The following is a 24,660-nucleotide window of genomic DNA, read 5'->3' on the forward strand; positions in this document are numbered from 1 at the left end:
CTTAATTTAATTATTTTTCTCAAGACATTTATAAACCGCCATCATATCTCGTTTATCCAACTCACGAATTCGATTAAATATTAGAATGTCTGCAACATCCTCAGTTCGTAAGCTTTCATCCACAACATTACTAACTTTTCCAGTTAACCATGTTTGCACATCTATTCCATCAACAATTTCTTTAAGTCCTTCATCGTTAATACCACTTGCATTACAAGTTATACATGGAATTGTTAATTTAAACACGCCATCATGTAGATTATCTTCGGTTATAACTTTCTTTCCGTTACAGAATGGACACGGGTTGCTTTTTTTAATTTTATTAATTTGGGTAATTAATTTTTTGTAACCAAATGCTTCGTATACATATGTTAGTTTTTTATATTTACCATTTGTGAAATACTTATCTATAATGGTTTCTCTTGTTTCATAAACATTAGGAAAATCACAAATAGTTACTTGATTGTTGAAGCAGATGGATTCTATATTTCCTTTTATTTCGTCCCAGAATGGTAAAACATTTTGTAACACCATTTCATAATTTGAAAAGCTTGCTTGTTCTAATTCAAACATTTTCAGTGCGACTTGTATATTTCTAGGTAATAAAGAAACATCTTCTGTCATAATCATATCGTCACCTACGATAGATTTCAACTTGACGAGTACAGGCAAATCTCCTACAATTTTTAATACTTCGCTAAGCGGCTGATTAATAATTTCACGAATATCTGTATCTCCAAAATTAAGTGGTTTGTGGTGATTTAATAAAGTCCCCTTACAAATTGGACATGTCATCATTTCTTTAGAAGTCTTAATATCTTCTTTAATAGCTGCTTTTGAAATAACAATATACCCGCCAATAATCGTATTAAATCCTACCCATGTTCTACGTGTCTTTCCTTTCTTATCATAAAAGGACTTATCAAAATAGCCGTACCAAAATGTATGTTTCTCTTCCTCAGACATATCATTATAGCTTTTCGTCAAATCATGACCAAGCTCATTTTTAATTTCTTCAAATAGAAATTCTATTTTTTCATATTGATAAAATTTTAATACTTTCATGATTTCCGGATCGAATAGACCATCCCAAAATGGAACGTTTTTATCTTGAATTGTAATTTCTTTATCAAAAACTTCAATTTGAAGACGTCCAGAACAAGATGGGCAATGATTATCCTGAGAATAGAAATCGAAACTTCTCGTATCTTTATTAGTCGGATGAGCAGCTACAATATGATTGATCAATCCACCAATTTCATATAAGAAACTATATTGACTATACAAATGTCTTTCGAGATCAATAGCAACAACAGGTGCCATTGTATCAGATTCATATTCACCATAAATTAATCGTGCCATTGATGATAAGCTTTTTAAAATACCACCCTTATAAACGTTTTCAGCATTTTTAAAATAGTTAATATGATTTGCTTTTAAATAGTGAACTCCTTCTTTACGCTTAAGCGTTGAAGAAATGTGTATTTGTTCAGCATTATTCACACTGCTTTTTTGACGATAATAATCCTCATGACTTACTACATCAAGATGCTCTATAGATTCAACCTGTCTTTTTCCAAAATCGACAATATAATCAGAGCTTTCTAGCATGTAACTGTTATGCTCAATCATTATGATAGTGACTGATTCATCTTGCAATATCCCTCTAACACTATCTATAAATTGATTTAAAATATTTTGCGATAAACCTTTTGAGGGCTCATCAAAAATAAACAATGTATGTGGATTTCTTGTTTTTGCAAATAACTCAGAAACTAAATGAACACATTGAAACTCACCCGTTGATAATGTTTGTGTTTTTCGTTCTAATGTTAAATATCCCAGTCCTAATTTGATTAGTAGGCTCAAGCGTTTATACGCAATATCTTCATTTGGAATTTCATCAATAATATCCTCAATTGAGCGCTCAAAAATATCATCAATTTCTTCACTATACTTTGTCAGTTTCTTTTTAACATCTAGGAAAGTTGCTACAGTTGATCGACTTGTAATCGATTGGTTTCGATCTTGCCCTACCATAACTAGTTTATCTTTTGGATACCGTTTCAAGAAATCTGTAGCTAAACACTCATTGACAAGTGTAGATTTCCCGCATCCAGACTCTCCTGTAACAGTTACAAGTCTATTTTTAGGAATCTGAAACTCAGTCATTTGGATATTTCGGCAATATAATTCATGGAATGTATAATATTCTGTTGGCATTTCGTAATTTCGTTCCGTTAGTATTGGTTTTGGTCTTGGTGATTCTTTCACGATTTGTCCACCATATTTTCCGCTACCAGGTCCGAAGAAGAATTGCTCATCTGTTGTATCCAGTACTGTATCTGAATGATCAATGAGCCAGATTTGATTTTTACACCCTAATTGCTTGATTTCTTCTAATATTTGCAACAATGTTTCATTATCAAGTCCAACTGAAATCTCATCAATAATAATTACAGTATTTTCACTAACTGCCATGAATTCAGCTAAGTAAAGTCGTGTTAATTCTCCACCTGACAACGTACCCATAATTCGATTTAATGTTAAATAACCAATGTTCATATTGATAATATTTTGCAGTATATGTTGTTTTGCTTCACTGATATTTAATTCTTCTGCTAATGAAAGAATAGATTCAACACTTAAATCGTTAATATCCGAAATTGTATGTGATTTAGCAAATAACTCAATAGTACGTTGTTCAACTTCTTCACTATAACGTTTCCCCTTACATTTTTCACACTCAATATTTTTAGTAGTACCACGCCCTTTACAGCCAGCACACCAACCTAATTGATTATTAAATGAAAAGACTTCAGGTGAAAGATTAAATTCTTCCGCTAGTTTTTCACGAATCTCTTTAAAAACACCTGTATGAGTACCAATCGTCGAACGCGGATTGGAAGAAATTGATGATTTTCCTAAAAAAAGTACTAAAGGCATTTCCTCCATCTTAATGGCACTAAAATTAGTTTCCATAATATTAGGAAATAAATATTGATATTCAGCCTTTGGCAATAAGGAAACTAGACGCTTCTTTGATTCTTCACCAATTGTTTGACAAATAGTTGTTTTTCCAGATCCAGATAAACCAACGAATACCAAGTGATTTATTAAATGGAATAACAGTATCAAGTTTATTTATGTTATTAGCAATTAATTGATTTACTTTCATATTAACCTCTATTCTTATTGTTTTTAAAAATCATTTTTATAAGATAATAATTACATAATAAATACCATGAATTTAATCCCTAATCTTTCAACTCATCAACCTTAACCTTATAATTATCAAACCAATATTCCCACTCATCTTTTGAAAACACCTTCTCTTCTCCTTCTAAAACGGAAGAAAAAAGATCTAAACAAATATGCCAACCTGACTATATCTTTCGGTGTATGATCAGTTAATTCCTGAATGTATTCTTTAAGAAGTAAAAGAGAACCATTTTCCTCTTTATGTATTTCAAATCGGACACAATCTTTATCCCATGTGAATTCAAGTACTGAATTTAGTTGGCACTCTAAAATATCAATATTTAAAAATGAACCATCCATCATGTCGAACTTTATAATTCCACCTGTTTTAAGATTTTCAATCTGTAAATTAGACATCCATTTTTTAAGCTTGCTGTTTTCAGTTAAAACAGACCAAACTTCCTCTATTGTATAAGAAAATTGGCGTTCAAATTTCACAATATAGCCGTCAGTTTGTTTCTCTATTTCAGCCAACATATTTATTGCCTCCTACTTGCATACAGAATATATGTTCTTATTTTATTTTACACGAATTTATGTATAAAAGAAATCTCTATGGCAATGAAATATTAATTTAATGTGTGAATGGTAATTTGAACATTGATTTATTATATATTCTCTCCATATGTTTATTACAATAGGCGTACCTCAACATTTCCACAAAAAAATTCAACATGAGAAAACGTTGATTTATTTATTTTATATAATATTTCCATTAAATATTTAAAAGCAATTTCCTTTAAGATAAATGGTGTTAATAAGAGCTAATATAGTATTCAAATCAAGTTATGTAATGTTCAAAATCACTTATTATGTATGTCTAATTCCTTGCTAAACGTAGGTTTACAAAAAAAATAAAAAAAGCCGCATTTGCGACTCATGAACTGATAGAACTAACACCTATTTTAGGTGAATGACTTACCTTTTAATCGCGTCAACAATTAGCGATGGAAAACCCAGTTTATCGCCTCTATTTCTAGAATCATACCTTTTCGAACGGAAAATAACGCCGTCATTCGCATCCCATTTTGTGTAATAAAATTGACCATTTTCATCACAATATTCAAGTAAAACTACCTCAAATCCAGCAATTTCAAACATTTTCGTTAATGTTTTATAATTATGTACGATTTTATGGCTTGCAGCTGGGTGGTCTTTCGGGCCAGGGCCGCCTATTTGAACTATATTTTGGTAGGTTTCATCTCGAAAAAATGCATCAGGCACTCCGCACCGAATATGACCTGGTGGCTTTAAAAATTTATAACAAATTTCAGCTGCTTTTACACCTTCTTCAAAAGTAAGATGTTCCCATACATGCTCTGCTAAAATAGCTGAAATGGAATTGTATTCAAATCTTTCTTCCCAAGTGGTATTGTTTAGTAAATTAAGTTCATCTTCTTGCGTTTGAACCCAACCTGGATTATTATTAAATACTCCAGCTCCGACTACTACTTTAATTTCGTCTTGCTTAATTGCCATCACTTTCACCTCATAAATCTTTTAATGTATTAATATATTCTATGGTTACTATATTTTTTCCTTCTTCAACTAAAGTGCCAGTTAGTTCAATGAGATAGATAACAAAACTTCTGTTGTTTTTACTTATCCTCCCACATACAGCAAAAACGTTTATAGTACAAAATAAAAAGCGAAAAGAATAATTCCCTCCGCTTTTTATAGCAATAAATACATTTCATATTGTGCTAAAGAATTCTTTTCAAATCCAGATTTCTTTAAAAACCCTTCCAGTAAATTGTTGTTTGGAAACCCAATTGATAAACTTGATAACTTTCCTTCTTCACTTGCTACCTGTAATAATTTCGTCCCAACACCAATATTTCTATAATCTTTTTCTATGAAAATAAAACTAATTTTTCCTTGTTCATTTACACATACAGAACCTTTTATATCACTATCAACATATGCACCGTAAAATGTATGATTTGTTTTTTCGATATAATCAATATCATTTTGCCAATTTATATGGAAGTTTAGCCATTTCTGAATTTCAACTTTAAATGTTGGAAATTCTAATTGTATTACTTCAATATCTCTATTTCCTTTATTCATTATTTTAGTTAAATCATTTAAATTATAGTAAGAAAGATCATATACTTTTTCATAACCTAATTTGTTATAAAAATGAATCGCCCGATCGTTTCCTACAATAACTTCAAGAAAAAGCTGCTTACATTTATTTTGTGTCGCTTCTTCTTTATGTAACTCAAATAACTTTTGACTTACACCAATACCTCGAAATTCTGGATGAACAGCTAATGTTCCGCAGCGCATTGTTTTTATACTTTCATATACCTTAATACCACCAAGTATTACACCAACACATTTGTCACCGTCTAACGCAATAAAGGAGTGTTCTAGCGAGTTACCTTCTGGTCCCAAAAACCGTTGTACAAAATCCTTTTTTGAAACTTCCATTTTAATAATATAATCAGAAAAACCATCTTTAAACGCTTCATATACTAAATCAATATTTACTTCATTACACCTTTTATATTGAATCATATAGAATTATCCTCCACTTACTTGTATTAAACTCAACATTCAAACACATGAAATAAACTATTACCACTATATCCATTATTCTTTAATTTTTAACGATATCTCTTAATTTGAAATGAGCGGACACTTTCCTATATATCTTTCACTATTAATTTGTTTTATTACAAACGGTGCAATATCCCCATTTTGAATTTTGATTCCTGGCATATCTACTAAACTCTCTTTAATATCACCAATCCCATTTCCCTCTATAACAAACGGTAATCTAACAATTGTCCAATCTACATCACTACTTTGTATAATTTCCAATTCTTTATATTTATCCCTCATCATCTTTGGAAGAAATAATTGAAACAAATTAGCCCCTATTTTATTTACAATTCCCTTCTGATCTCCTTCTACATTTAAGGAGCCTCCAGAAATAAGAATATAACGTTTTATTTCATATTCTTTCATTACTTTTAAAATATGCTTCATAACTGTGCTAAAAATATAAGGTTCATTTTTCGGTTGTCCCACCGCATTAATTACAGCCCTACAACCTTTAAGTAATTCTTGTATTGTAGAAAGATCACGGGCATCCCCAATGATAGTCTCTATATTTTCATTAGTTATCCTCATATTTTCAGAAGTTCTCGTTAATATTTTTGCTTGATATCCCTTTTCTAACGCATGATTTACGATGAATTTTCCAGCTTTACCATTCGCACCAAGAATTGCTATTTTATTTGTAGCTTCCAATATTAAAACCCTCTAACTATCTATTATTTACTACAGTAATCTCATAAACACGTAAAAAAGTAATTAAATGCTCACATGCTCGTTCACATGCTAACATTTTAAAAACCTTTTGTTCTTCTTTCGTTTTGTCATTCGCTTGATCTGAGGCAGCTTTTAAACATAGGAATGGTTTTTTATTTACATGACATACATAAGCAAATGCTGCCACTTCTTGATCAACGGCTAAAGCACCGTATACAGTATGAAGTAAATACCTCATTTCTGAACTTCGAATACGTTGATCTCCAGATAGAAATGTACCAAAATGGACCGGGTCATACGAACGCAATTTCTTCATTCGTTTTACGAGTGATTTAGTTGTTTCAATAGGTGCCGTTCTACCATCATATAGATTAAAACTATCTTCTCCTGAACCAGCCGCTGTAACATCATGCTGTAAAGTATTAAGAGCTACAACGATGTGTCCATTTTTCACCTTATCTGATAAACTCCCGCAAATCCCTGTCATAAATAACTGGTCTGGCTGGAATTCACTTATTAATAGTTGTACACAACTAGCACAACTTACTTTACCGACACCAGTTACAACTGAAATAACTTCTAATTCATTAATAGAATGAAAATGAAATTCCCAAGCTGCTATTTTTTCTACACGCTCACTTGGATAATGTTGATGCAAATACGTAAGCTCTGGTTCCCATGCAGATACAATTGCGATCCTTTTCATTACACACTTCACTTCCTCCTATTTTCATGTAAATAAGTCATCTATACTCTCTCGTTCATATTCTTGTATCCACTCTTTATACTTCTCATATAACTCCCGTATCTTTTCTTTATTCTTCGCAATTACTTCACATCCTCTATCATCATAAATAAACATGATAATATCCTTTGTTACATTTATAAAAAATACATCTGGATATGAAATTTCTTTTTTCGCCCTAAGCGTGGACGTAGGTCAGGGAAATCTTCATGATTAGCTGCTTGAATAAGCGGTTCATATTTAATATCTTCAGCAAGACATTTTAAAGAAAATTGATATGTACAATATAAGTCAGCTTCTTCATCTTCAAATAGAAAAGGGAATGTTTCTTGTCTTATATGAAACTTTAAACCCCTCTTTTTAATAAACCTATTGTATACATTTATTTTCTGCGCATTTTTTATATTTTCCTGTTTAAATCGATAAACATTTGTGACTAAAAAGACGGCATCTTCTTTTGAAAATATATCTTTAAATAGACTTTTATTATACCTATATAGTTGTGTGAAATATTCCATATTATAAGTGTTACCATCTTCTTTAAATTGATATTTATCTTTCCCAAAATCAAAATGCAGATGTTTTTCCCACTGAGAGTATATGTACGGTACTAACGTAACTCCTGGGAATGTTTGATTCATATATTCTTTTAATTGCATTTTTATACCCTTTCTACTCTACAATTTCTTTTAAATGCCAATATGCTTCTTCTAGCCACGGATGTATGACTTTTAATGTATCTTTTCTTTCCCACAAATATGAAATATATACAAAAGCAGCATGTTCCAAAGATTTTTCCAATCCTTTTTTTACCTCAATTAAATATGACGGTGTCCCTATTTGATCCCATTCTAATTTATCAGCAATAAATAATACTAAATCCATCTTTGTTGCATGTTTATGCAACGTAGTGTGGCAACAGATAGCATTTAAAACTTCTTTATCTTCTACTTTAAATACCTCTTTTGCAATTACTCTCGATAATTTTTGGTGAATAATCATTGGAAATTCTCGTTCTTCTTGTAATATTTCTATGCCAAATTCTTCAGCAACTGCAATCCGCTCCTCATTCGGAAAGATTGCACTAATATCATGTAAACACCCTGCAATCGCTGCTTTTTCTTCATCTTCATAAAATATTTTCGCAATTTTTCTCGCCTCATTTGCCAAACGAATTGAATGTTTATATGTAAATTCTTTATTGTATTTTAATAGAAAAGCTTTAATATCATTTTCTATTTTTCCAGTTGGAGTAAATGAATATATATCATTATATAACATAGCAAGTCCCCCTTATAACTACCTTTCAGTATAATGTGGAGTTTAAATATCCTTCTTATTTTATATTCGTTATGAATGTTTTAATTCCTTTTTAATACGATACATGAAATTTTATGTAGAAACATTACTACAAAATACATAAATGTTTGATATTATAGTAATGTTGATTAATTGTAAGGAAAGGAACTAACTATAAAATGAATAAAAACATATTAATTATTGATGATGATAAAGATATTGTAGAATTACTGGCTGTTTATTTACGAAATGAAGGTTATAACATTTATAAAGCTTATGATGGTGATGAAGCATTACAAATGATATGTACATATGAAGTTGATCTTATGCTTTTGGATATTATGATGCCAAAACGAAACGGATTGGAAGTTTGTCAAGAAGTGCGTGAAAATAATACTGTACCTATCCTTATGCTTAGTGCAAAGGCTGAAGATATGGATAAAATTTTAGGACTTATGACCGGCGCAGATGATTATATGATTAAACCGTTTAATCCACTAGAATTAGTGGCTAGAGTGAAAGCTTTATTACGAAGATCCTCTTTCCAAAATGCTACTTCCCAAAAGAATGAAGATGGTATTATTCGTATTCGTTCTGTTGAAATACATAAACATAATCATACTGTTAAAGTAAATGGAGAATATATTAAACTCACCTCTATCGAATTTGATATTTTATATTTACTAGCGAGTAATACTGGAAGAGTATTTAGCTCTGAAGAGATATTCGAACGAGTTTGGAATGAAGACGGTTATGGTTCTAATAAAACGGTAATGGTCCATATTAGTAATTTACGCGATAAACTTGAAACCGTAATGAATGGTGAAAAACTAATTCATACGGTTTGGGGAGTAGGATATAAAATTGAGAAATGAAGCATTTGATATATTAAAAGATATACCAAAGTGGAAGCTTATTTTTTGGCTTTTATTAGCTATCACTCTTACACCAATTACCGAATTAATTATATTTCGCCTCGTAACGAGTGTAATTGAGAGTTCACTTACTCTAAGCGAACTAGGAAAAGAATTCATTAGAATTTTTGGCCATGAAAAATATATTGGATTAAAAGAGTCTTTATGGATGATGATTGTATCTTATTTGTTTTTATTTTCTATTTTCTCATCCTATTTATACATTTTTTATCGTCATGAAAGAAAGGTTTACTATGAAACTTGTATAAAAAAATGATTGAAGAGATTCGGTATATTGCAAGTGGAAACTTTAATCATAAAGTTTCCATCGTACACCATAATTATTTAGAAGAACTGGCAACTGGGGTCAATCAAATTATTGAGCAATTAAAAGTTTCGATTGATGAAGAAAGACAGGCAGAACAAGCAAAAAGCGAACTTATTACAAATGTATCACATGACTTACGAACCCCTCTTACATCTATAGTTGGATACGTAAATTTAATCCATCATGATAATTATAGAGATGAAGTAGAATTACGATACTATATTCAAGTCATTTACGATAAAGTAACTCGTCTTAATGCATTAATGAATGACTTGTTTGAATATACACGCGTTCAAAATAAGGAGTTAAGTTTATATTCTGTTCCTATTGATATTGTAGAATTGCTTGGACAATTAACTGTCCAATTTCGGATACAGCTTCAAGAAGCTAATATTGAATGTCGCCCTTCTTTCCCATCTCAAAAGCTAATGGTACTAGCTGATGGGGATAAATTAGTACGTGTGTTTGAAAATCTAATCATAAATGCTATTACTTATGGAAATGATGGAGATCATATTGATATTACTGCTTACGAAAGCAATAACATGATTACAATTGATATAACAAATTACGGACAACCTATCCCTAGTACTGATTTACCTCATATTTTTGAACGTTTTTATCGTGTTGAAAAATCACGTTCAACAAACACTGGTGGATCTGGGCTCGGATTAGCAATTGCAAAAAGTATTGTTGAATTGCATAAAGGAACAATTGAAGTATATAGCGATGATAAAAAAACAACTTTCACTGTAAAATTACTCCCTTATAAAGCTTAATACCACATATTTATAGGTTCAATTTTTTATCATATAAGAAATTGAACCTTTTATATTCCATCAATATCCAAAATTAAAGAATTCCTTAAAATTCTTTAGAAATTCTTTACCTTTTCTTTCTTCCTAATTAAGCATTCCTTTTTACAATAATATTATTGATGTAATAGTAGGAGGATCGCTAATGCAATTCTTGAAAAAAATAACAATTTTATTATTATCTTTTCTTATTACTGCACTTATCGTTTTATATTTTTATCTTTATGTAAATGATCCAATTATTCAAGCTAAATCAGCTATTTTAATAGATACTAATTCTGGTGAGATTGTTTATAAAAAAAATGAAGAAACTCCTATACAATCAGCTACTTTATCTAAATTAATGACAGAGTATATCGCACTGGAACAACTGAATGAAGGAAAAATACAGTTAGATGAATTGGTAAAAATAAGTAACGAAGTTTTCCGAGCAGAAACGAGTCCTATACAAATAACTTCGAAAGATAAAACGACGGTTCGTGATCTACTTCATGCATTGTTTTTGACAGGGAATAATCGTTCCGCACTTGCCCTTGCAGAACACATTGCTGGAAACGAAGATAACTTTACACTTTTAATGAATGACAAAGCAAAACAACTAAAGTTATCACAACCATCCCCGTTTCTAAATGCTACTGGAATTAATAACGATACGAATAAACAATCAACTACAACATCGATAGACGTCGCTAAACTAGCAACACAATTAGTAAAAGACTTTCCAGATGTATTGAATGTTACGAAACTAACCTCTTACCAATTTACCTTCAAAGATTCAAAAGTTTTCAATACAAATAAAATGATATATTCCCTTAATAAAAACATTAAACTCCAAGGTGTTGACGGCTTACAAACTAGTTTTTCAACTAATGGTAATTATAGTTTTGTCAGTACAGCCACACGAGGAGATACTAGACTTATTTCAGTAATATTAGACGCCGGTGATGAAAACAGTACTTTTATTGAAACAAAAAAGTTACTTCAGTACGGTTTTGATCCTTCCTCGTACTCTGCACTCCAAGCTTTTAAAGATGCTGTTACATCTTGGACAATATTGTTTCAGTTTAAAAATTTAATCATACAAACGATTATGATCTTTTTCATCATTACAATCTTAATGTTTATATATATACGTCAAAAAAAGCCGAGGATTTTAATTAAGAAATCTTCTTATATATAAAAACCGACTTGTGTTTACACTGCAAGTTGGTTTCTAAATCTACAATCCTCTTCCAATTAAATTCGCTGAAACGGGCTGAAGATTTAATTCTCTTGCCCATATAGATATCTGACCAATATGATGAATTTCATGTACAATTACATGCCTTAAAACTTCACCGCATTTATATGATCTATCTGTCCATGAAGCTTTCAATATTTTTGATTCGAAGTCGCCAGACCATAACTGCAAAAACTTATCTAATTCTCTTCTATATAAATCAGATAATGACTTGTACATATCGTTTTATACATTTAACCATTCACAATCACTTCTCTTCGATTAAGTTCCTCTATTATTTGATCAATTATTTCACTTATAGATAAAGATCCATCCAATACAATATCCGAATTCGGCTTAACAGTATGAATTGCCTCTAAATAAGCTTTTCTCGCATGTGTCATGTAATGTTTCAAATTATTATGTATTTCACTCATTGTATCTTCTTTAAAATCTCTCAAAATTCTTCTAGCCAACGCAATATCTAAAGGTGTATCGATAAATATAGTTACATCAATGAATTGTCCCACTTCTCTATTTAAGTATGCAAAAGGATAATCTACAATAATATAATCTAAACTACTATCTTGTATAGAACGCTGAATATCATTCATTAGCGGTGTAAGTACCCATTCATCGTAATTAGCTCCATCATCAATCCATTTACAAAGATCAACCGGACAGTTATCAAATTTATATCTATCAAAATATAGAGCCTTTGAGTTTTTCAACTCATGAGCTAAACTTTCTGTAATGGTAGTTTTACCGCCCACTGAAACAGCTGCAATTGAAATTATTTTTGTTTTTTTATTCACGATTCCCACCAAACCCCTTTTGTTAACATAATATAATTATAAAACACTATTTTTTATTGTTCCATTCATATTCTAACATACTCATTTCCCATAAATTCCAATACGTTTCTCCTACTTTTTTTGACTCTCTTAATAAACCTTCTTTTACAAAACCTATTTTTTCGTAACAAGAAATAGCTGACTTATTAAAGTCATAAACACCAAGAGTTACTCTATGTAGTTTTAATTCTTCAAAAGCAATACGAAGTACGGCTTTCATCATATGTTTCCCTATAGAACGCCCTCTCATTTTCGTATTACCAACTAGCACTTTTCCAATTCTAGCAGACTTATTTATATTATCTATTTGTCCAAGAGAAATATGACCAATAACTGCTTTAGTCTCTTCATCCATTATTTTGAATGCCAGTGTGTTTGCACATTCTGTATATTTCTCTAATTGCTGTTCATTTAAAGGATATGTGAATGCATTTCCCGACCATTGTATTAAAAATTCTTCGGAATTAATCCAATTTATTAATTGTTTGAAATCAGTTCTTGTAAATTGTTTCAGCTTGATCACTCTCATTCTCCTTTCACACAACCTTTTATACACCTTCAAATTTATTTCTATATGAAAAATATATTCCCTTTTAAACTTAGAGTAGAAAACTGAAACAGAAAAGGGATGGCTTTGCCATCCCTTTTCTCAGGCTGTGGAGAAAGCCTTCTCCACAGCCTATTTTTGTGTCTGAACCTCTTTTTATGTGTCAACACTGATAAAAAAGAGGAAAAGGAGAGATTTCTTATGATGGGTGCTTTAAAAAATCATCGCGACGAGCGTGTATCTGTTTCTGTAGAAGAATTGGTTCCACAAGATCATTTCCTTCGTGCGATTGAAGCGACAATTAGTTTTGATTTTATTGAGGAGAAGTTACGCCCTTATTATTGTGAAAACAATGGCCGTCCGTCAATCCATCCTATCGTTTTATTTAAGATGATGTTTATTGGATATTTTTATGGTATTCGTTCTGAGCGTCAATTGGAAAAGGAGATTAAAACGAACATTGCCTACCGTTGGTTTTTAGGGTTCTCTCTATCAGATACAATTCCAGATCATTCTACAATCAGTTGGAATCGCCGTACTCGTTTCGTTCATACAAATATTTTCGAAGAAATTTTTGATGAGATTGTGAGACAAGCGACGGAGCGCCGTATGGTAGGAGGACGTGCGTTGATGACAGATTCCACACACATTAAGGCCAATGCCAATAAAAATAAATTTGTACATAAATATAAAAAAGAAAAGGCAAAGTTCTATATAGATGAACTAGAAGCTGCGGTAATCGAAGATCGTGAGGCGCACGGAAAAAAGAATTAAAACCTAGAAAGGAAAGTGATACCCCTACTAAAAAACTCGGATAAGTACAACGGATCCAGATAGTGGATTTTTAATGAGAGATGGAAAACCGAACGGTTTTCATTTTTTAGATCATCGTACGACTGATGCGAAGTACAATATTATTACAGATACCTATATAACGGCTGGAAATATGGCAGATTCCGAGCCGTATTTAGCACGTCTACAAGCTCAAGTTGATAAATTCGGGTTTGAAGTGGAAGCTGTAGCTCTTGATGCAGGCTATTTTACAGGATATATCTGTAAGAAGTTATCAGAAAGAAATATATTTATGGTGATGGGGTATCGCCGATTTGGAAAGAGAAATAAAGAAGTACCGAAAAGCCAATTTAAATATGTAGAAGAAATGAATGCATTTGCTTGTCCGATGGGATGTATTTTAGAATATGCGACAACGGATCGCGAAGGATATCGTCAATATAAATCGAATCCAGAAGACTGCGCTGTTTGTCCGCTACGTGAGGTATGCTTTTCAAAGAAACAAAAACAAAAAGTTATCACCCATCATATATGGGAGAAATATAAAGATATCGCTAGAAAAAACAAACTAACAGCTACAGGGAAAAAGTTGTATAAAGTACGATGTTCAACTATAGAGCGAAGCTTTGCGGATGCAAAAGAACTACATGGCTATCGATATGCTCGGTTTCGAGGGCTGAAATCTGTCCAAATGCAGGCTTACCTCACCGCCGCTTGTCAAAACATGAAAAAAATAGCCCTCCATCTAACCAAAAAGGGGTTGGTGGAGGGCTATTTTTCTAAATTCTACTATTTTTTGTTGTTTTCTTTCGCTAAAATCAAAAAAGATTACAGAGTGTTGGGAACCCTAAAGGGTTTCCCAACACTCTGAGAAAAGGGATGGCTTTGCCATCCCTTTTCTGTTTCAGCTTCCCATCATCAAACCGTACGTGAGGTTTTCCCTCATACGGCTTTCCGATGTTCTTCCTTCTTTGGCGTTCAGTTTTGTTCTATCCTCCTACTTTCACGAGTGTATATGTTGTTTTCTTCATCAAGTCCTTGATACGACCATGTTTCTTTCGAACATTTCTTTTCTTATTCCAAAAAAGGTTAAGTCGTTCTAGGACGTACCAGTCTATTTTACAGAGCCACCTCTGTCCAATTGAAGATAAGCTATAATAATTCTTGAATCCTTGCAGAATTTTATTTAAACCTTTCACCATCTCTTCCAATTGTAGATACAGTTTGTTCCTCGGCTCTGTGTATCTTTTAATGCGTTCCCGCATTTTCTTCATGGCTTTCTGGCTCGGAATATGTGCCATCACATGCACTTTCTTCCCGCCTTTCACATGTTTAGGGTATTTTCGGTGGTGAAATCCTAGAAAATCAAATCCCTCGTTTCCATCCCACGTATTCACTAGCTTCGACTTTTCTGTATGGATTGTAAGTTCTAACTTATTCATAATGGATTGTAGTATCCGAATACTCTCTAATGCTTGTTGTTTTGTTTGACATACGATGACAAAGTCATCCGCATATCGAATTAGTTCCCCCAAATGTTTACACTTCTTTTCCCAAATGGTATCCATATAGTTTAAATATATATTAGAAAGTAATGGAGATATCACGCCACCTTGTGGTGTACCTAATGTCGTTTCATGAAATTGCGCATGTTCCATGATTCCCGCTTTCAACCATTTTCTAATGAGTTTTAACACTCTTCGGTCACTGATTCTTCTTTCTACAAGCCTCATTAATTTGTCATGATTAATATTGTCAAAGTATCCTTGTATGTCTACATCTACAATCCAATGAGATGTTTTACTCGCTTTCCGTATCTTCGATATCGCTTGATGTGCGTTTCGTTTCGGGCGAAATCCATACGAACAGTCTTGAAAATCGGCTTCGAAGATGGGTTCTATCACCAATTTCGTTGCCATTTGTACAACCCTATCCTTGATCGTAGGAATTCCAAGCGGTCTTTGTTTTCCATCACCTTTTGGAATATACATTCTTCTTACAGCTTGTGGATGGTAGGATTTACTTTTCAATTCTATATATAATTCATTGAGAAAGTTTCGTTCTCCATATTGATACACGATTTCTTCAATCGTCTGTCCATCAATTCCACCGCTCCCTTGATTCCGTTTTACCCTTCTCCATGCTTCAGCCAATATGTCAGGACGATATATTTTGTCATACAACGCGTGAAACCTACGATTTGAACTTTCTTTGGCACAAAGATATAAAGTCTTCCAAAGTTCTTGAGCTTTTACATCAGTGTAGTTAGCTAGTTTTCCAAAGATTCACTCACTCTTACCTCCTTCCAACTTATGAACAAAGTAGAGGTCCTTCCCTACATAACGTTGTGTTGTCGTTATGATATTCAGTACTATGACCTCCTCCGACTCCCTCTTTACAGTCCACCATTTCGTATATGCTTATAGGTTTCCTCTCTCCTTTCTGAAAGAAAGGGCAAAGGAGGGTCTCCCCAGTTCCAGACACTACTTTCTCAACATACCGCCCTCCGTACCCCGAGGGATTCTTCGATGTCGTATTTCCAAGTTCTTCACATCTTCCATGGTCTTCGCCCATATTCACCAGGCTCGACTTCCCTTTGTCCTATTGCTAGGTTGCTTTTAACGAGGCGGCAAGGTTCACTTTATGTTACGGTCTGTTGATTCGCTCGCACTTCTAGTAGAAGTTACTTTGTCACAGGGCTTCAACCTTAGGATTTCTCCACCAGCTGCCTGTCAGCTACTAGGCGACTTGGCTCTTACCTAGGCTGGACTTTCACCAGCAAGCAGTGCCCAGCTTAGCTGGGCACGCAAAATAAAAAGCCATTCATAAGAATGGCTTAGCATCAATAAAGCATAATTAATCTTTATTTGCTACGTCAACACCGTTAAAATCAAACTCATCAGTAACAGTTGTAGCAGGTGGTAAAATTGCTTCAATTTTACAAAGAGATATAATTGCTGCAACTGAACCAGGAATAGCAGCTAGCTTAACAACATCGCAAGTTACCGAAGAAACAGTACCTATATAAGTACGTCCTTCAGTGTTAATTCGCACTGTTTTATTAATTAATTTTTTAAGCTCATCTCTAATTCCTTGTACACAAGAGCTGTCACATTTCTCATTCTTTTCCTTTTTACACTCTTCAAAAATGTCCCAACAATCATCATGCTTACACGTACATTTCTTTCTACAATTATTAAATCGAGAACCCAAAACCTCACCCCCTAATCCTTTCTACTAGTAAAGTATGTCAAATAGCTTAAAAGTGTACGAGACAAAAGCATAGAAACAAAAAAACAAACACTTGTACTAAACCTTCTTATTTATACTTTTAATAAGCCGGCTCCTTGAATAGGGACCACCTTTTCCTATTACTTCACATATACATAGGTTTTGTTCGCAGTGATATGGTGTATTTTTCCTTTACCATTGTGAAATATACATTCAGAAAAGCGTACTCCAAAATAAGATATTATTTAAAATCATAACGTTTCCTTCAACAAGTGTTTGTTGATTAATATCATAACCAGTAGTTCTCTCAACTATCTCTTGAAAATTAGCATAGTTTGTATGAATTCTATATCTAGTAGAAAGCACTCTATCATATAAAGGTTAAATAATAGGTTAATAAACAAGCCATTCTTTTACTAAAACATAGAATAGTATGAATCCTATTGAAGGGAGGTATAAAAGAATGTCCTGGAAAAATGATTGCTGGAGTTCTAAGAAAAAGCATTGTTGTGATGACTGGTGGAAATCTAAAGAAAAGGATCATTGTGATGATGATTGGAGTTCTAAGGAAAAGCATTGTAATGATGATTGGTGGAAATCTAAAGAAAAGAATCATTGTGATGATGATTGGAGTTCTAAACGAAATAAGTGTCGTTGTAAATGTTTCTTTATTTGTTGTCATTGTAAAAGAAAAAATTGGTAATATTTTCGATATCGACTTAAAAGAGAGAACATGTCTTTTGTGACCGATAAATACTAGAATGTAATATACAAAAAGCTGACTAAGTATAGTCAGCTTTTTGTCAATGAACACGTAGAGATTTATTTTAATATAGTTCTTATTAGAAAAAGATTATTTTATATAGATTACTATAAGCATCCATAAAGCCAAGGCGCCAATGATAGCGAGCGCTATACGTGTAGATAGTACCCTTAATTCAAAGTCTGTTTTCTTGGATGGTTCAGGATATGCAATTATGTAGATTCCCTTTAATAATGCAAGCCATGCAATAACCGTTAGGAACCCCTGCCAGTTGAATACCCATACATTATGTAGGATTACACTACCTAACCCTAGGAAAATCGATAGAAAACCATACATAATACCAAATCCTCTGTCTTCAACCACTAATTTTTTCAATTCACGTAGTACCGATGGACGTACGAAAAGTATTCCCGATACGATAACCGTTATCCATCCCCAAAACAATCCTAAAAAAGTACTAGTTTCCATTATTAGTTCACTCCCCTCAATTATTTATATTTCAGATATTCCCCCCATTAGAACAATTCCAACATCTTTATATATAGGCTAAATTCTGCTCTTTTTTAATACAAACATGGCATATTCTATGCCCATCCTTAATCACCTCATTTCTCTACAAAATGAAATTTTTATATCATTCTTCATCATCTATCCGAATCAACCGAAGTCGCTTTGTACTATTACCGCACACTTTTTCATAGCTTGGAGCTAGCATGCACCAAAGCCAATATAATGAGTTATTCGCCTTTTCACTAACCTCTAAAATTGTCCCCTCTGTAATAAAATGATCACCTTGATACAATGTATACTCGCTTGTCCCATGGAATCATCATTATTCCCCTCCCTATTAAAATAGCGTTTTTGTTTCAAATAATGCTCTCATTAATTTGGACACATTTACCAGTGTATTTACCAAAAAATTCATGATATCGTTAACTAGTCGAGTACGTCATTACTTGACGATTACCCTTAGGAGCCCGCAGACAATCGGAGTTCCTTTTATTTAAATAGGGATTTTGTTTAAACTTTACAAAACGCACCTATATTAAACTATCTTCTAAAATTCCCATTGAACATTTATAATACTTTTAAACAGTTTAAATTCTACAATCAGTAATGGAGGCATTTTAATGGGAAACATCCCAAAAATATCATCACAACAATCAAATCCTAAGATACCCTCACAGCAAGTGAACGCTAACACCAAACAAGGTAATAATAAAAAAACAAGACACCGTATTATAGCTACTTTGGCTTTTATATTACCTGTAATTTTTGTCCTTCAATATTCTCTTAATAACCAACAAGAAATGATTAAAGAAAAACAAATCACGCTTAATACGGAGCAACAAAAATTATCTTCTTTAAAGAAGGATGGTCATTCCCTTAAAAATGATGTTAAGGCTTTAACAGGTAGTGAAGAAGAAATTTTAAAATTCGCAAGGAAACTGTATGGATTTTCTAAACCGAATGAAACTATATTTCAAATAACTGAATAAAATTACACTGCATTACCCAAAAGGCGATTTGACGATAATCGCCTTTTTATATTTAATTTCTAAAATAAACATACTAATTTCTTTTTCTATCAAATAACTATTTTGTTTAATTTATTAAAATACAACCGCTTGTCCATTTCACATTGCTCTATCAATACATTTACTATTAGTAATACGATTTTTAGAGGTAATATATAATGGACGAGTTTTTATCTTTTGCTGCACTTAATCCGGGTTCTATTGGACCTACACTTCCACCTGTTCCACCCTTTCAATTCCCTACTGGATCAACCGGACCAACTGGATTTAATCTTCCTGCTGGGCCTGTATCTATTATCTTGACTTCTAACGAAACCACAGCATGTGTATCCACTCAAGGAAATAATACTTTATTTTTTTCGGGTCAAGTATTAGTAAACGGTAGTCCTACTCCAGGGGTAGTGGTCAGTTTTTCATTTAGTAACCCTTCTCTTGCTTTCATGGCTCCTCTTGCGGTCATTACCAATGCTTCAGGTAACTTTACCGCTGTATTTCTAGCCGCTAATGGGCCTGGAACAGTAACCGTTACTGCTTCACTTCTTGATTCTCCTGGAACAATAGCTAGCGTCACTATTACCATTGTGAATTGTCCGTAACGGTTTTATTTTTAAGGACTAAGCAATATCTAATAAGATGAGCACTGATTTACAGTGCTCTTTTTTATCATTGGGATGTTCCTTTCAAATGAAATTTCGTAACACCCTACTAAAATAACGCTTTTATTAAGAACTAATGATCTTTATATTTCTTAAGCTTGTCAGCACAAGTAATTTTTATAATTAGTTAAATTCTCAATATAGTTTGTGTATATAATTCCATTCAAAGATACATAATACCCACGTAACTATTTAAAAATACTTTGTTTTTATATCTAAGTTCAAAAAGGAGCTACATAACATGGATAAAAAAGATTTATTAAGTCAACAACTTGATTCTGTGTCATTAGATGCGCTGAATACCCCTAGTAAGGCCCAAGAACAACTGCAAGAAACCTCTCAGGAGGCACATAATTCAAACAAAAAGGACAGTACTCAAGCTTTACATGGCGAAGATTTACCAATTTCAGATGTATATAGAACAACGAACAAATAGTAAATTTAAAAGGGAAAAAATCTTAAGAACGAGTGAACTTAATTCTTTTCCCTTTTCCTATTTAAATAACACTTTTATATGAAAGCCGTACACATTTTTGACACATCCACTATCACAATCTCCTGAAAATTCGTGATAATATTAATTTGTCGAATACGCCAAATTTCGACATTGAACAACAATAATATCTCCCTTATTGAATCCCTGTCCCCCAGGGATTTCTCCTTTTATTCATTACTTTTTTCTTCACTAAATTTTCATTCTTAACAAAATTCAATCACTCCATTGAATAGACAGCTATAGTATCCTATTTTGATAAAAACTAAAAACAAACAGATATACTTAACACTAATAGTAGATTTTTTAACTTCAAATTTACTTTTTCTCTCTTATCTTTTTGTAAACATTAAAAATGAGCTCTATTTACATAGAGCTCATTCGTAATTTTATAGTTTGCTAGACTGTAGTCCTTGAATAAAGGGTACCACTTCAGGATTTACAAGTGACGATAAATCTCCTAATTCTTTTCCTAAGTAAGCAGCTTTTATGACACGTCGCATTACTTTAGAATTTCGTGTTTTTGGTAAATCTTCTACAACGTGGATGTCTTTTGGACATAAAGCTTTACCAATATGAGAGTTTACTAAACTCATTAATTCTTTCTTTAATTCTCCTGAGAATGTTACACCATCTCGTAATACAACAAAACAATGACAAACTTCTCCTTTTACATCATCCGGTACACCAACTGCCGCTGCTTCTATTACCTCATTATGTTTCACAAGAATAGATTCATATTCAGCAGGCCCAATACGTTTCCCTGCAATATTTAGCGTATCGTCTGAACGTCCTGTGATGATGTATTGCTCACCGTCATAAATAACCCAGTCCCCATGGACCCATTTATTTTCAAAGCGTGACCAATATGTGTTTACATAACGTTCATCATCTTCCCAGAAACTTTTCGTCATACCTACCCAAGGTTTTTCTAAACATAATTCTCCGACTTCATCTCGAATTGGTTTACCCTGATCATCAAGTACAACCGCTGCCATTCCTGGTAAAGATGCGTTAAAACTAATCGGTGCGATCGGCTTAATTAGGACATTCCCGAAAATCCCACCTGAAATTTCAGTTCCACCTGAATAGTTACAAATTGGTACTTTACCTTTACCAACTGTATTAAATAACCACATCCATGGGTCTGGATTCCAAGGTTCTCCTGTTGATGCGAATACTTCTAAACTCTTTAACGAGTGTTTATTTACATATTCATCACCTTTTGCCATTAATGCACGGATTAACGTTGGTGAAATACCGAGATGAGTAATTTCATATTTATCGACTGTCTCCCATAAGCGGTCTGCTTCTGGAAAGTCTGGGACACCTTCATACATAACCATTGTTGCGCCATTAATTAAAGAGCCGAATAGTAAAAATGGTCCCATCATCCAGCCCATATCAGTTACCCATAATACTCGGTCGCCTTGTTTTATATTCATTCCAAACCCTGCATCAAATGCAGATTTTAGCGGGAAACCAGCATGTGTGTGTACTGTCCCCTTCGGCTTACCAGTCGTTCCAGATGTATATATAAGCATTAATGGATCATCACTGTTCATTTCTTCAGCATGTATAAATGGTTTTTCTTTTTCTAACGTACTCCATGAAAAATCATAATTATGCGGTGTAAAATCATTTCCTGCATGACGAACAATTACCACCTTTTCAACAGTTGGACAATGTTCACAAGCTTTATCTACTTCATCTTTTAATGAAACAATTTTCCCACGGCGTGAAAAGCCATCTGCGGTAATAACCATTTTTGAACCAGCCGCTTGTACACGTGTCATTACTGCATCAGCAGCAAAACCTGAGAATATTGGTGAAATAATCGCTCCAATTTTCATTACCGCTAACATAGCAACAACTGTTTCAGGAATCATTGGCATGTAAATTGTTACACGATCACCTTTTTCAATACCAGCATGTTTCAAACCGTTGGCAACACGGCTTACCCAGCTGTCAAGCTCTTCATATGTAAATGATTTCGAAGTTCCGTTTTCCCCTTCATACATAAGTGCTGCTTGTGTTTTCGTTTTATCGTCTGCAAGCCAGCGAGATAAAGCAGATTCTACAACGTTACAAGTTCCCTCAGTATACCACTGTGCAAACGGTGTACCATTTTCTAAATCTAACACTTCAGTATATGGTTTCATCCACTGATAGCCAACTGCTCTCTCAGCTTCTCCCCAAAACCAAGCTGTTTCTTCAATTGACTTATTATAAAAAGCTTCGTAATCTTCATAGCCTAATGATTTCATCCAACTAAATAAACGCGTTTTTTCTTTATATTCTTCTGTTGGAAACCAAACTGCTTGTTTCATGTTTTCCCCTCCTTGATTTTTTGAGCAAGAAAGCCCTAAATAGGACTTTTAAACTGGATATACAGGATGTTTACGATCCGTGAATACTTGATATTTGCTCATATACATTTCGAATCGTCCTTTTAACTCTTCACGTAAATTGTTTGGATGAACAATACCATCAATCACCATCTCAGATGCTAAACGGTAAATATCAATATCTTTCTTATACTCTTCTCGTTTTTCAGCAATAAAGCTTGCACGCTCTTCTTCTGGTAAAGCTGCAATCTTATTTGCATATACAGCATTGACCGCTGCTTCTGGACCCATTACTGCAATAGAAGCTGTTGGTAATGCTAAGCAGCAATCTGGTTCAAACGCTGGACCTGCCATTGCATATAAGCCAGCTCCATATGCTTTTCGAACGACGATAGAAATTTTCGGTACAGTTGCTTCACTCATTGCAGAGATCATTTTTGCACCGTGACGAATAATTCCGGCACGTTCTACTTTTGTACCAATCATAAATCCAGGTACATCTGCAAGGAATAATAATGGGATATGGTATGCATCGCATAAATTTATAAACTTCGCTGCTTTATCAGCTGAATCGTGGAATAATACGCCGCCCTTCATACGCGGCTGATTTGCAATAATGCCAATTGGCTTACCATCAATGCGTGCTAAACCTGTAATTAGTTCTTGAGCAAATAATTTTTTCACTTCAAAGAAAGAACCTTCATCAATAATTCTGTTAATGAGATCTTTCATATTGAAAGGAGCATTTTGATTTTCTGGAATGATTTCTTCTAACGTTTTATCGAACTGTTTCGGTTCTTGAGGTGTAATCAAAGGAGTCTTTTCTAAATAGTTACTTGGAAAATAAGAAATATATTGTCTTGCTTGCGTAATTGCATCTTCTTCTGTTTTACATAAAACATCTCCGCATCCTGATACTGAGCAATGCATACGTGCTCCGCCCATTTCTTCTAAAGTTACCTTCTCACCGATAACCATTTCAGCCATACGCGGAGACCCTAAATACATAGAAGCATTTCCTTCAACCATCATAACAACGTCACAAAATGCTGGAATATACGCACCACCAGCTGCTGAAGGTCCAAATAATAAACAAATTTGTGGCACTTTTCCAGATAATTTCACTTGGTTATAAAAAATTCTTCCCGCACCGCGGCGTCCAGGGAACATTTCAACTTGATCTGTAATACGTGCCCCAGCAGAGTCAACTAAATAAAATAACGGTACACGTAATTTCTCAGCCGTTTCTTGAATACGTAAAATCTTTTCAACTGTACGTGCTCCCCATGATCCAGCCTTAACAGTTGAATCATTTGCCATTACGCACGCAGTGCGACCATGTATTTTACCAGTTGCAGTTACAACGCCGTCAGCTGGTAACCCGGTTTGTTCACAATTTGCAAATAATGCATCTTCCACATATTCACCATTATCGAATAAAAGAGCTAAACGATCTCGAACAAAAAGTTTTCCTTTTGCTTTGTTTTGTTCATGATATTTCGGTGCCCCGCCTTGCTTAATTGTTTCAACTCGTTCTTCAAATGAATTAGATTGTTGTTTTTGATCTAACAT

At 33.3% G+C, this 24,660-nt stretch carries 18 protein-coding genes and 7 pseudogenes; 8 read left to right on the forward strand and 17 right to left on the reverse strand.

What is annotated here, in order from left to right; all coding sequences use genetic code 11:
• Positions 1-6 precede the first annotated feature (6 nt).
• The 8 genes and pseudogenes from JFU18_RS02900 to yqeK all read right to left on the reverse strand — a co-directional run bounded on the left by JFU18_RS02900 (position 7) and on the right by yqeK (position 8,569).
• Positions 7-3,178, reverse strand: a pseudogene (locus JFU18_RS02900) (ATP-binding cassette domain-containing protein).
• 79 nt (positions 3,179-3,257) lie between these two features.
• Positions 3,258-3,738, reverse strand: a pseudogene (locus JFU18_RS02905) (SRPBCC family protein).
• Positions 3,739-4,179: 441 nt separating this feature from the next.
• Positions 4,180-4,743 (reverse strand): class I SAM-dependent methyltransferase, encoded by a 564-nt coding sequence (locus JFU18_RS02910; RefSeq protein WP_201033812.1) that lies wholly within the window; start codon positions 4,741-4,743, stop codon positions 4,180-4,182.
• Positions 4,744-4,935: 192 nt separating this feature from the next.
• Positions 4,936-5,784 carry a GNAT family N-acetyltransferase gene (locus JFU18_RS02915; protein WP_201033811.1) on the reverse strand — a complete coding sequence of 283 codons (849 nt, stop codon included), beginning with the start codon at positions 5,782-5,784 and terminating at the stop codon, positions 4,936-4,938.
• A gap of 102 nt (positions 5,785-5,886) precedes the next feature.
• Positions 5,887-6,522 carry an SDR family oxidoreductase gene (locus JFU18_RS02920; protein WP_201050234.1) on the reverse strand — a complete coding sequence of 212 codons (636 nt, stop codon included), beginning with the start codon at positions 6,520-6,522 and terminating at the stop codon, positions 5,887-5,889.
• Positions 6,523-6,538: 16 nt separating this feature from the next.
• Positions 6,539-7,249, reverse strand: a complete 711-nt coding sequence (mtnN, locus tag JFU18_RS02925) for a 5'-methylthioadenosine/S-adenosylhomocysteine nucleosidase (RefSeq protein ID WP_044440808.1) — start codon at positions 7,247-7,249, stop codon at positions 6,539-6,541.
• A 24-nt stretch (positions 7,250-7,273) separates the two neighbouring features.
• A pseudogene (locus JFU18_RS02930) lies at positions 7,274-7,947 on the reverse strand (DUF3885 domain-containing protein).
• Positions 7,948-7,960: 13 nt separating this feature from the next.
• On the reverse strand, positions 7,961-8,569 hold the full coding sequence (yqeK, locus tag JFU18_RS02935) for a bis(5'-nucleosyl)-tetraphosphatase (symmetrical) YqeK (protein ID WP_201033810.1): 609 nt from the start codon (positions 8,567-8,569) through the stop codon (positions 7,961-7,963).
• Between the two features lie 197 nt (positions 8,570-8,766).
• Between yqeK and JFU18_RS02940 the strand changes: the two genes are divergently transcribed.
• The 3 genes and pseudogenes from JFU18_RS02940 (at position 8,767) to JFU18_RS02950 (ending at position 11,805) form a co-directional block, all read left to right on the forward strand.
• Positions 8,767-9,462 (forward strand): response regulator transcription factor, encoded by a 696-nt coding sequence (locus JFU18_RS02940; RefSeq protein WP_002016575.1) that lies wholly within the window; start codon positions 8,767-8,769, stop codon positions 9,460-9,462.
• Positions 9,452-10,608: pseudogene (locus JFU18_RS02945) on the forward strand (sensor histidine kinase). Before JFU18_RS02940 ends, JFU18_RS02945 begins: the two are co-directional and overlap by 11 nt.
• A 181-nt stretch (positions 10,609-10,789) precedes the next feature.
• Positions 10,790-11,805, forward strand: a pseudogene (locus JFU18_RS02950) (D-alanyl-D-alanine carboxypeptidase family protein).
• A 58-nt stretch (positions 11,806-11,863) separates the two neighbouring features.
• Here JFU18_RS02950 and JFU18_RS02955 read toward each other — a convergent pair.
• The 3 genes and pseudogenes from JFU18_RS02955 to JFU18_RS02965 form a co-directional block, all read right to left on the reverse strand.
• Positions 11,864-12,097 (reverse strand): annotated as a pseudogene (locus JFU18_RS02955) (DinB family protein); the annotation flags it as partial.
• Between the two features lie 20 nt (positions 12,098-12,117).
• Positions 12,118-12,678 carry a nucleoside/nucleotide kinase family protein gene (locus JFU18_RS02960; RefSeq protein WP_201031039.1) on the reverse strand — a complete coding sequence of 187 codons (561 nt, stop codon included), beginning with the start codon at positions 12,676-12,678 and terminating at the stop codon, positions 12,118-12,120.
• Between the two features lie 46 nt (positions 12,679-12,724).
• Positions 12,725-13,240: a GNAT family N-acetyltransferase gene (locus JFU18_RS02965; protein WP_201031038.1), complete on the reverse strand. Its 516-nt coding sequence runs from the start codon at positions 13,238-13,240 to the stop codon at positions 12,725-12,727.
• A 225-nt stretch (positions 13,241-13,465) separates the two neighbouring features.
• On the opposite strand from JFU18_RS02965, the pseudogene JFU18_RS02970 reads away from it, so the two are divergent.
• Positions 13,466-14,927: pseudogene (locus JFU18_RS02970) on the forward strand (IS1182 family transposase).
• A 118-nt stretch (positions 14,928-15,045) separates the two neighbouring features.
• Here the strand turns inward: JFU18_RS02970 and ltrA are convergent.
• Complete coding sequence (gene ltrA, locus JFU18_RS02975) at positions 15,046-16,341, reverse strand: group II intron reverse transcriptase/maturase (protein WP_201050398.1); 1,296 nt, start codon at positions 16,339-16,341, stop codon at positions 15,046-15,048.
• A 571-nt stretch (positions 16,342-16,912) separates the two neighbouring features.
• Positions 16,913-17,269, reverse strand: coding sequence for a hypothetical protein (locus JFU18_RS02980; RefSeq protein ID WP_002032241.1), 357 nt, complete (start codon positions 17,267-17,269; stop codon positions 16,913-16,915).
• A gap of 461 nt (positions 17,270-17,730) precedes the next feature.
• On the opposite strand from JFU18_RS02980, the gene JFU18_RS02985 reads away from it, so the two are divergent.
• Positions 17,731-18,033 (forward strand): hypothetical protein, encoded by a 303-nt coding sequence (locus JFU18_RS02985; RefSeq protein ID WP_306426517.1) that lies wholly within the window; start codon positions 17,731-17,733, stop codon positions 18,031-18,033.
• A gap of 107 nt (positions 18,034-18,140) precedes the next feature.
• Here JFU18_RS02985 and JFU18_RS02990 read toward each other — a convergent pair whose 3' ends face one another.
• The gene (locus JFU18_RS02990) at positions 18,141-18,521 is read right to left on the reverse strand and encodes a hypothetical protein (protein ID WP_002127497.1); all 381 of its coding nucleotides are present in this window, start codon (positions 18,519-18,521) and stop codon (positions 18,141-18,143) included.
• Positions 18,522-18,687: 166 nt separating this feature from the next.
• The gene (locus JFU18_RS02995; protein ID WP_170972723.1) at positions 18,688-18,855 is read right to left on the reverse strand and encodes a hypothetical protein; all 168 of its coding nucleotides are present in this window, start codon (positions 18,853-18,855) and stop codon (positions 18,688-18,690) included.
• A 328-nt stretch (positions 18,856-19,183) separates the two neighbouring features.
• On the opposite strand from JFU18_RS02995, the gene JFU18_RS03000 reads away from it, so the two are divergent.
• The 3 genes from JFU18_RS03000 to JFU18_RS03010 all read left to right on the forward strand — a co-directional run bounded on the left by JFU18_RS03000 (position 19,184) and on the right by JFU18_RS03010 (position 20,683).
• A complete protein-coding gene (locus JFU18_RS03000) occupies positions 19,184-19,552 on the forward strand; it encodes an FtsB family cell division protein (protein WP_201031037.1) in 369 nt (122 codons plus the stop codon).
• 197 nt (positions 19,553-19,749) lie between these two features.
• Positions 19,750-20,187, forward strand: coding sequence for an exosporium leader peptide-containing protein (locus tag JFU18_RS30300; protein ID WP_201033806.1), 438 nt, complete (start codon positions 19,750-19,752; stop codon positions 20,185-20,187).
• A gap of 301 nt (positions 20,188-20,488) precedes the next feature.
• Complete coding sequence (locus tag JFU18_RS03010) at positions 20,489-20,683, forward strand: hypothetical protein (protein WP_201031035.1); 195 nt, start codon at positions 20,489-20,491, stop codon at positions 20,681-20,683.
• Between the two features lie 446 nt (positions 20,684-21,129).
• Here JFU18_RS03010 and JFU18_RS03015 read toward each other — a convergent pair whose 3' ends face one another.
• Both JFU18_RS03015 and JFU18_RS03020 read right to left on the reverse strand, forming a co-directional pair.
• Positions 21,130-23,070 carry an AMP-binding protein gene (locus JFU18_RS03015; RefSeq protein ID WP_201033805.1) on the reverse strand — a complete coding sequence of 647 codons (1,941 nt, stop codon included), beginning with the start codon at positions 23,068-23,070 and terminating at the stop codon, positions 21,130-21,132.
• Between the two features lie 48 nt (positions 23,071-23,118).
• Positions 23,119-24,660: an acyl-CoA carboxylase subunit beta gene (locus JFU18_RS03020; RefSeq protein WP_002017014.1), complete on the reverse strand. Its 1,542-nt coding sequence runs from the start codon at positions 24,658-24,660 to the stop codon at positions 23,119-23,121.

It is taken from the genome of Bacillus sp. TH22 (genome assembly GCF_016651015.1).
Taxonomy (GTDB): Bacteria; Bacillota; Bacilli; order Bacillales; family Bacillaceae_G; genus Bacillus_A; species Bacillus_A mycoides.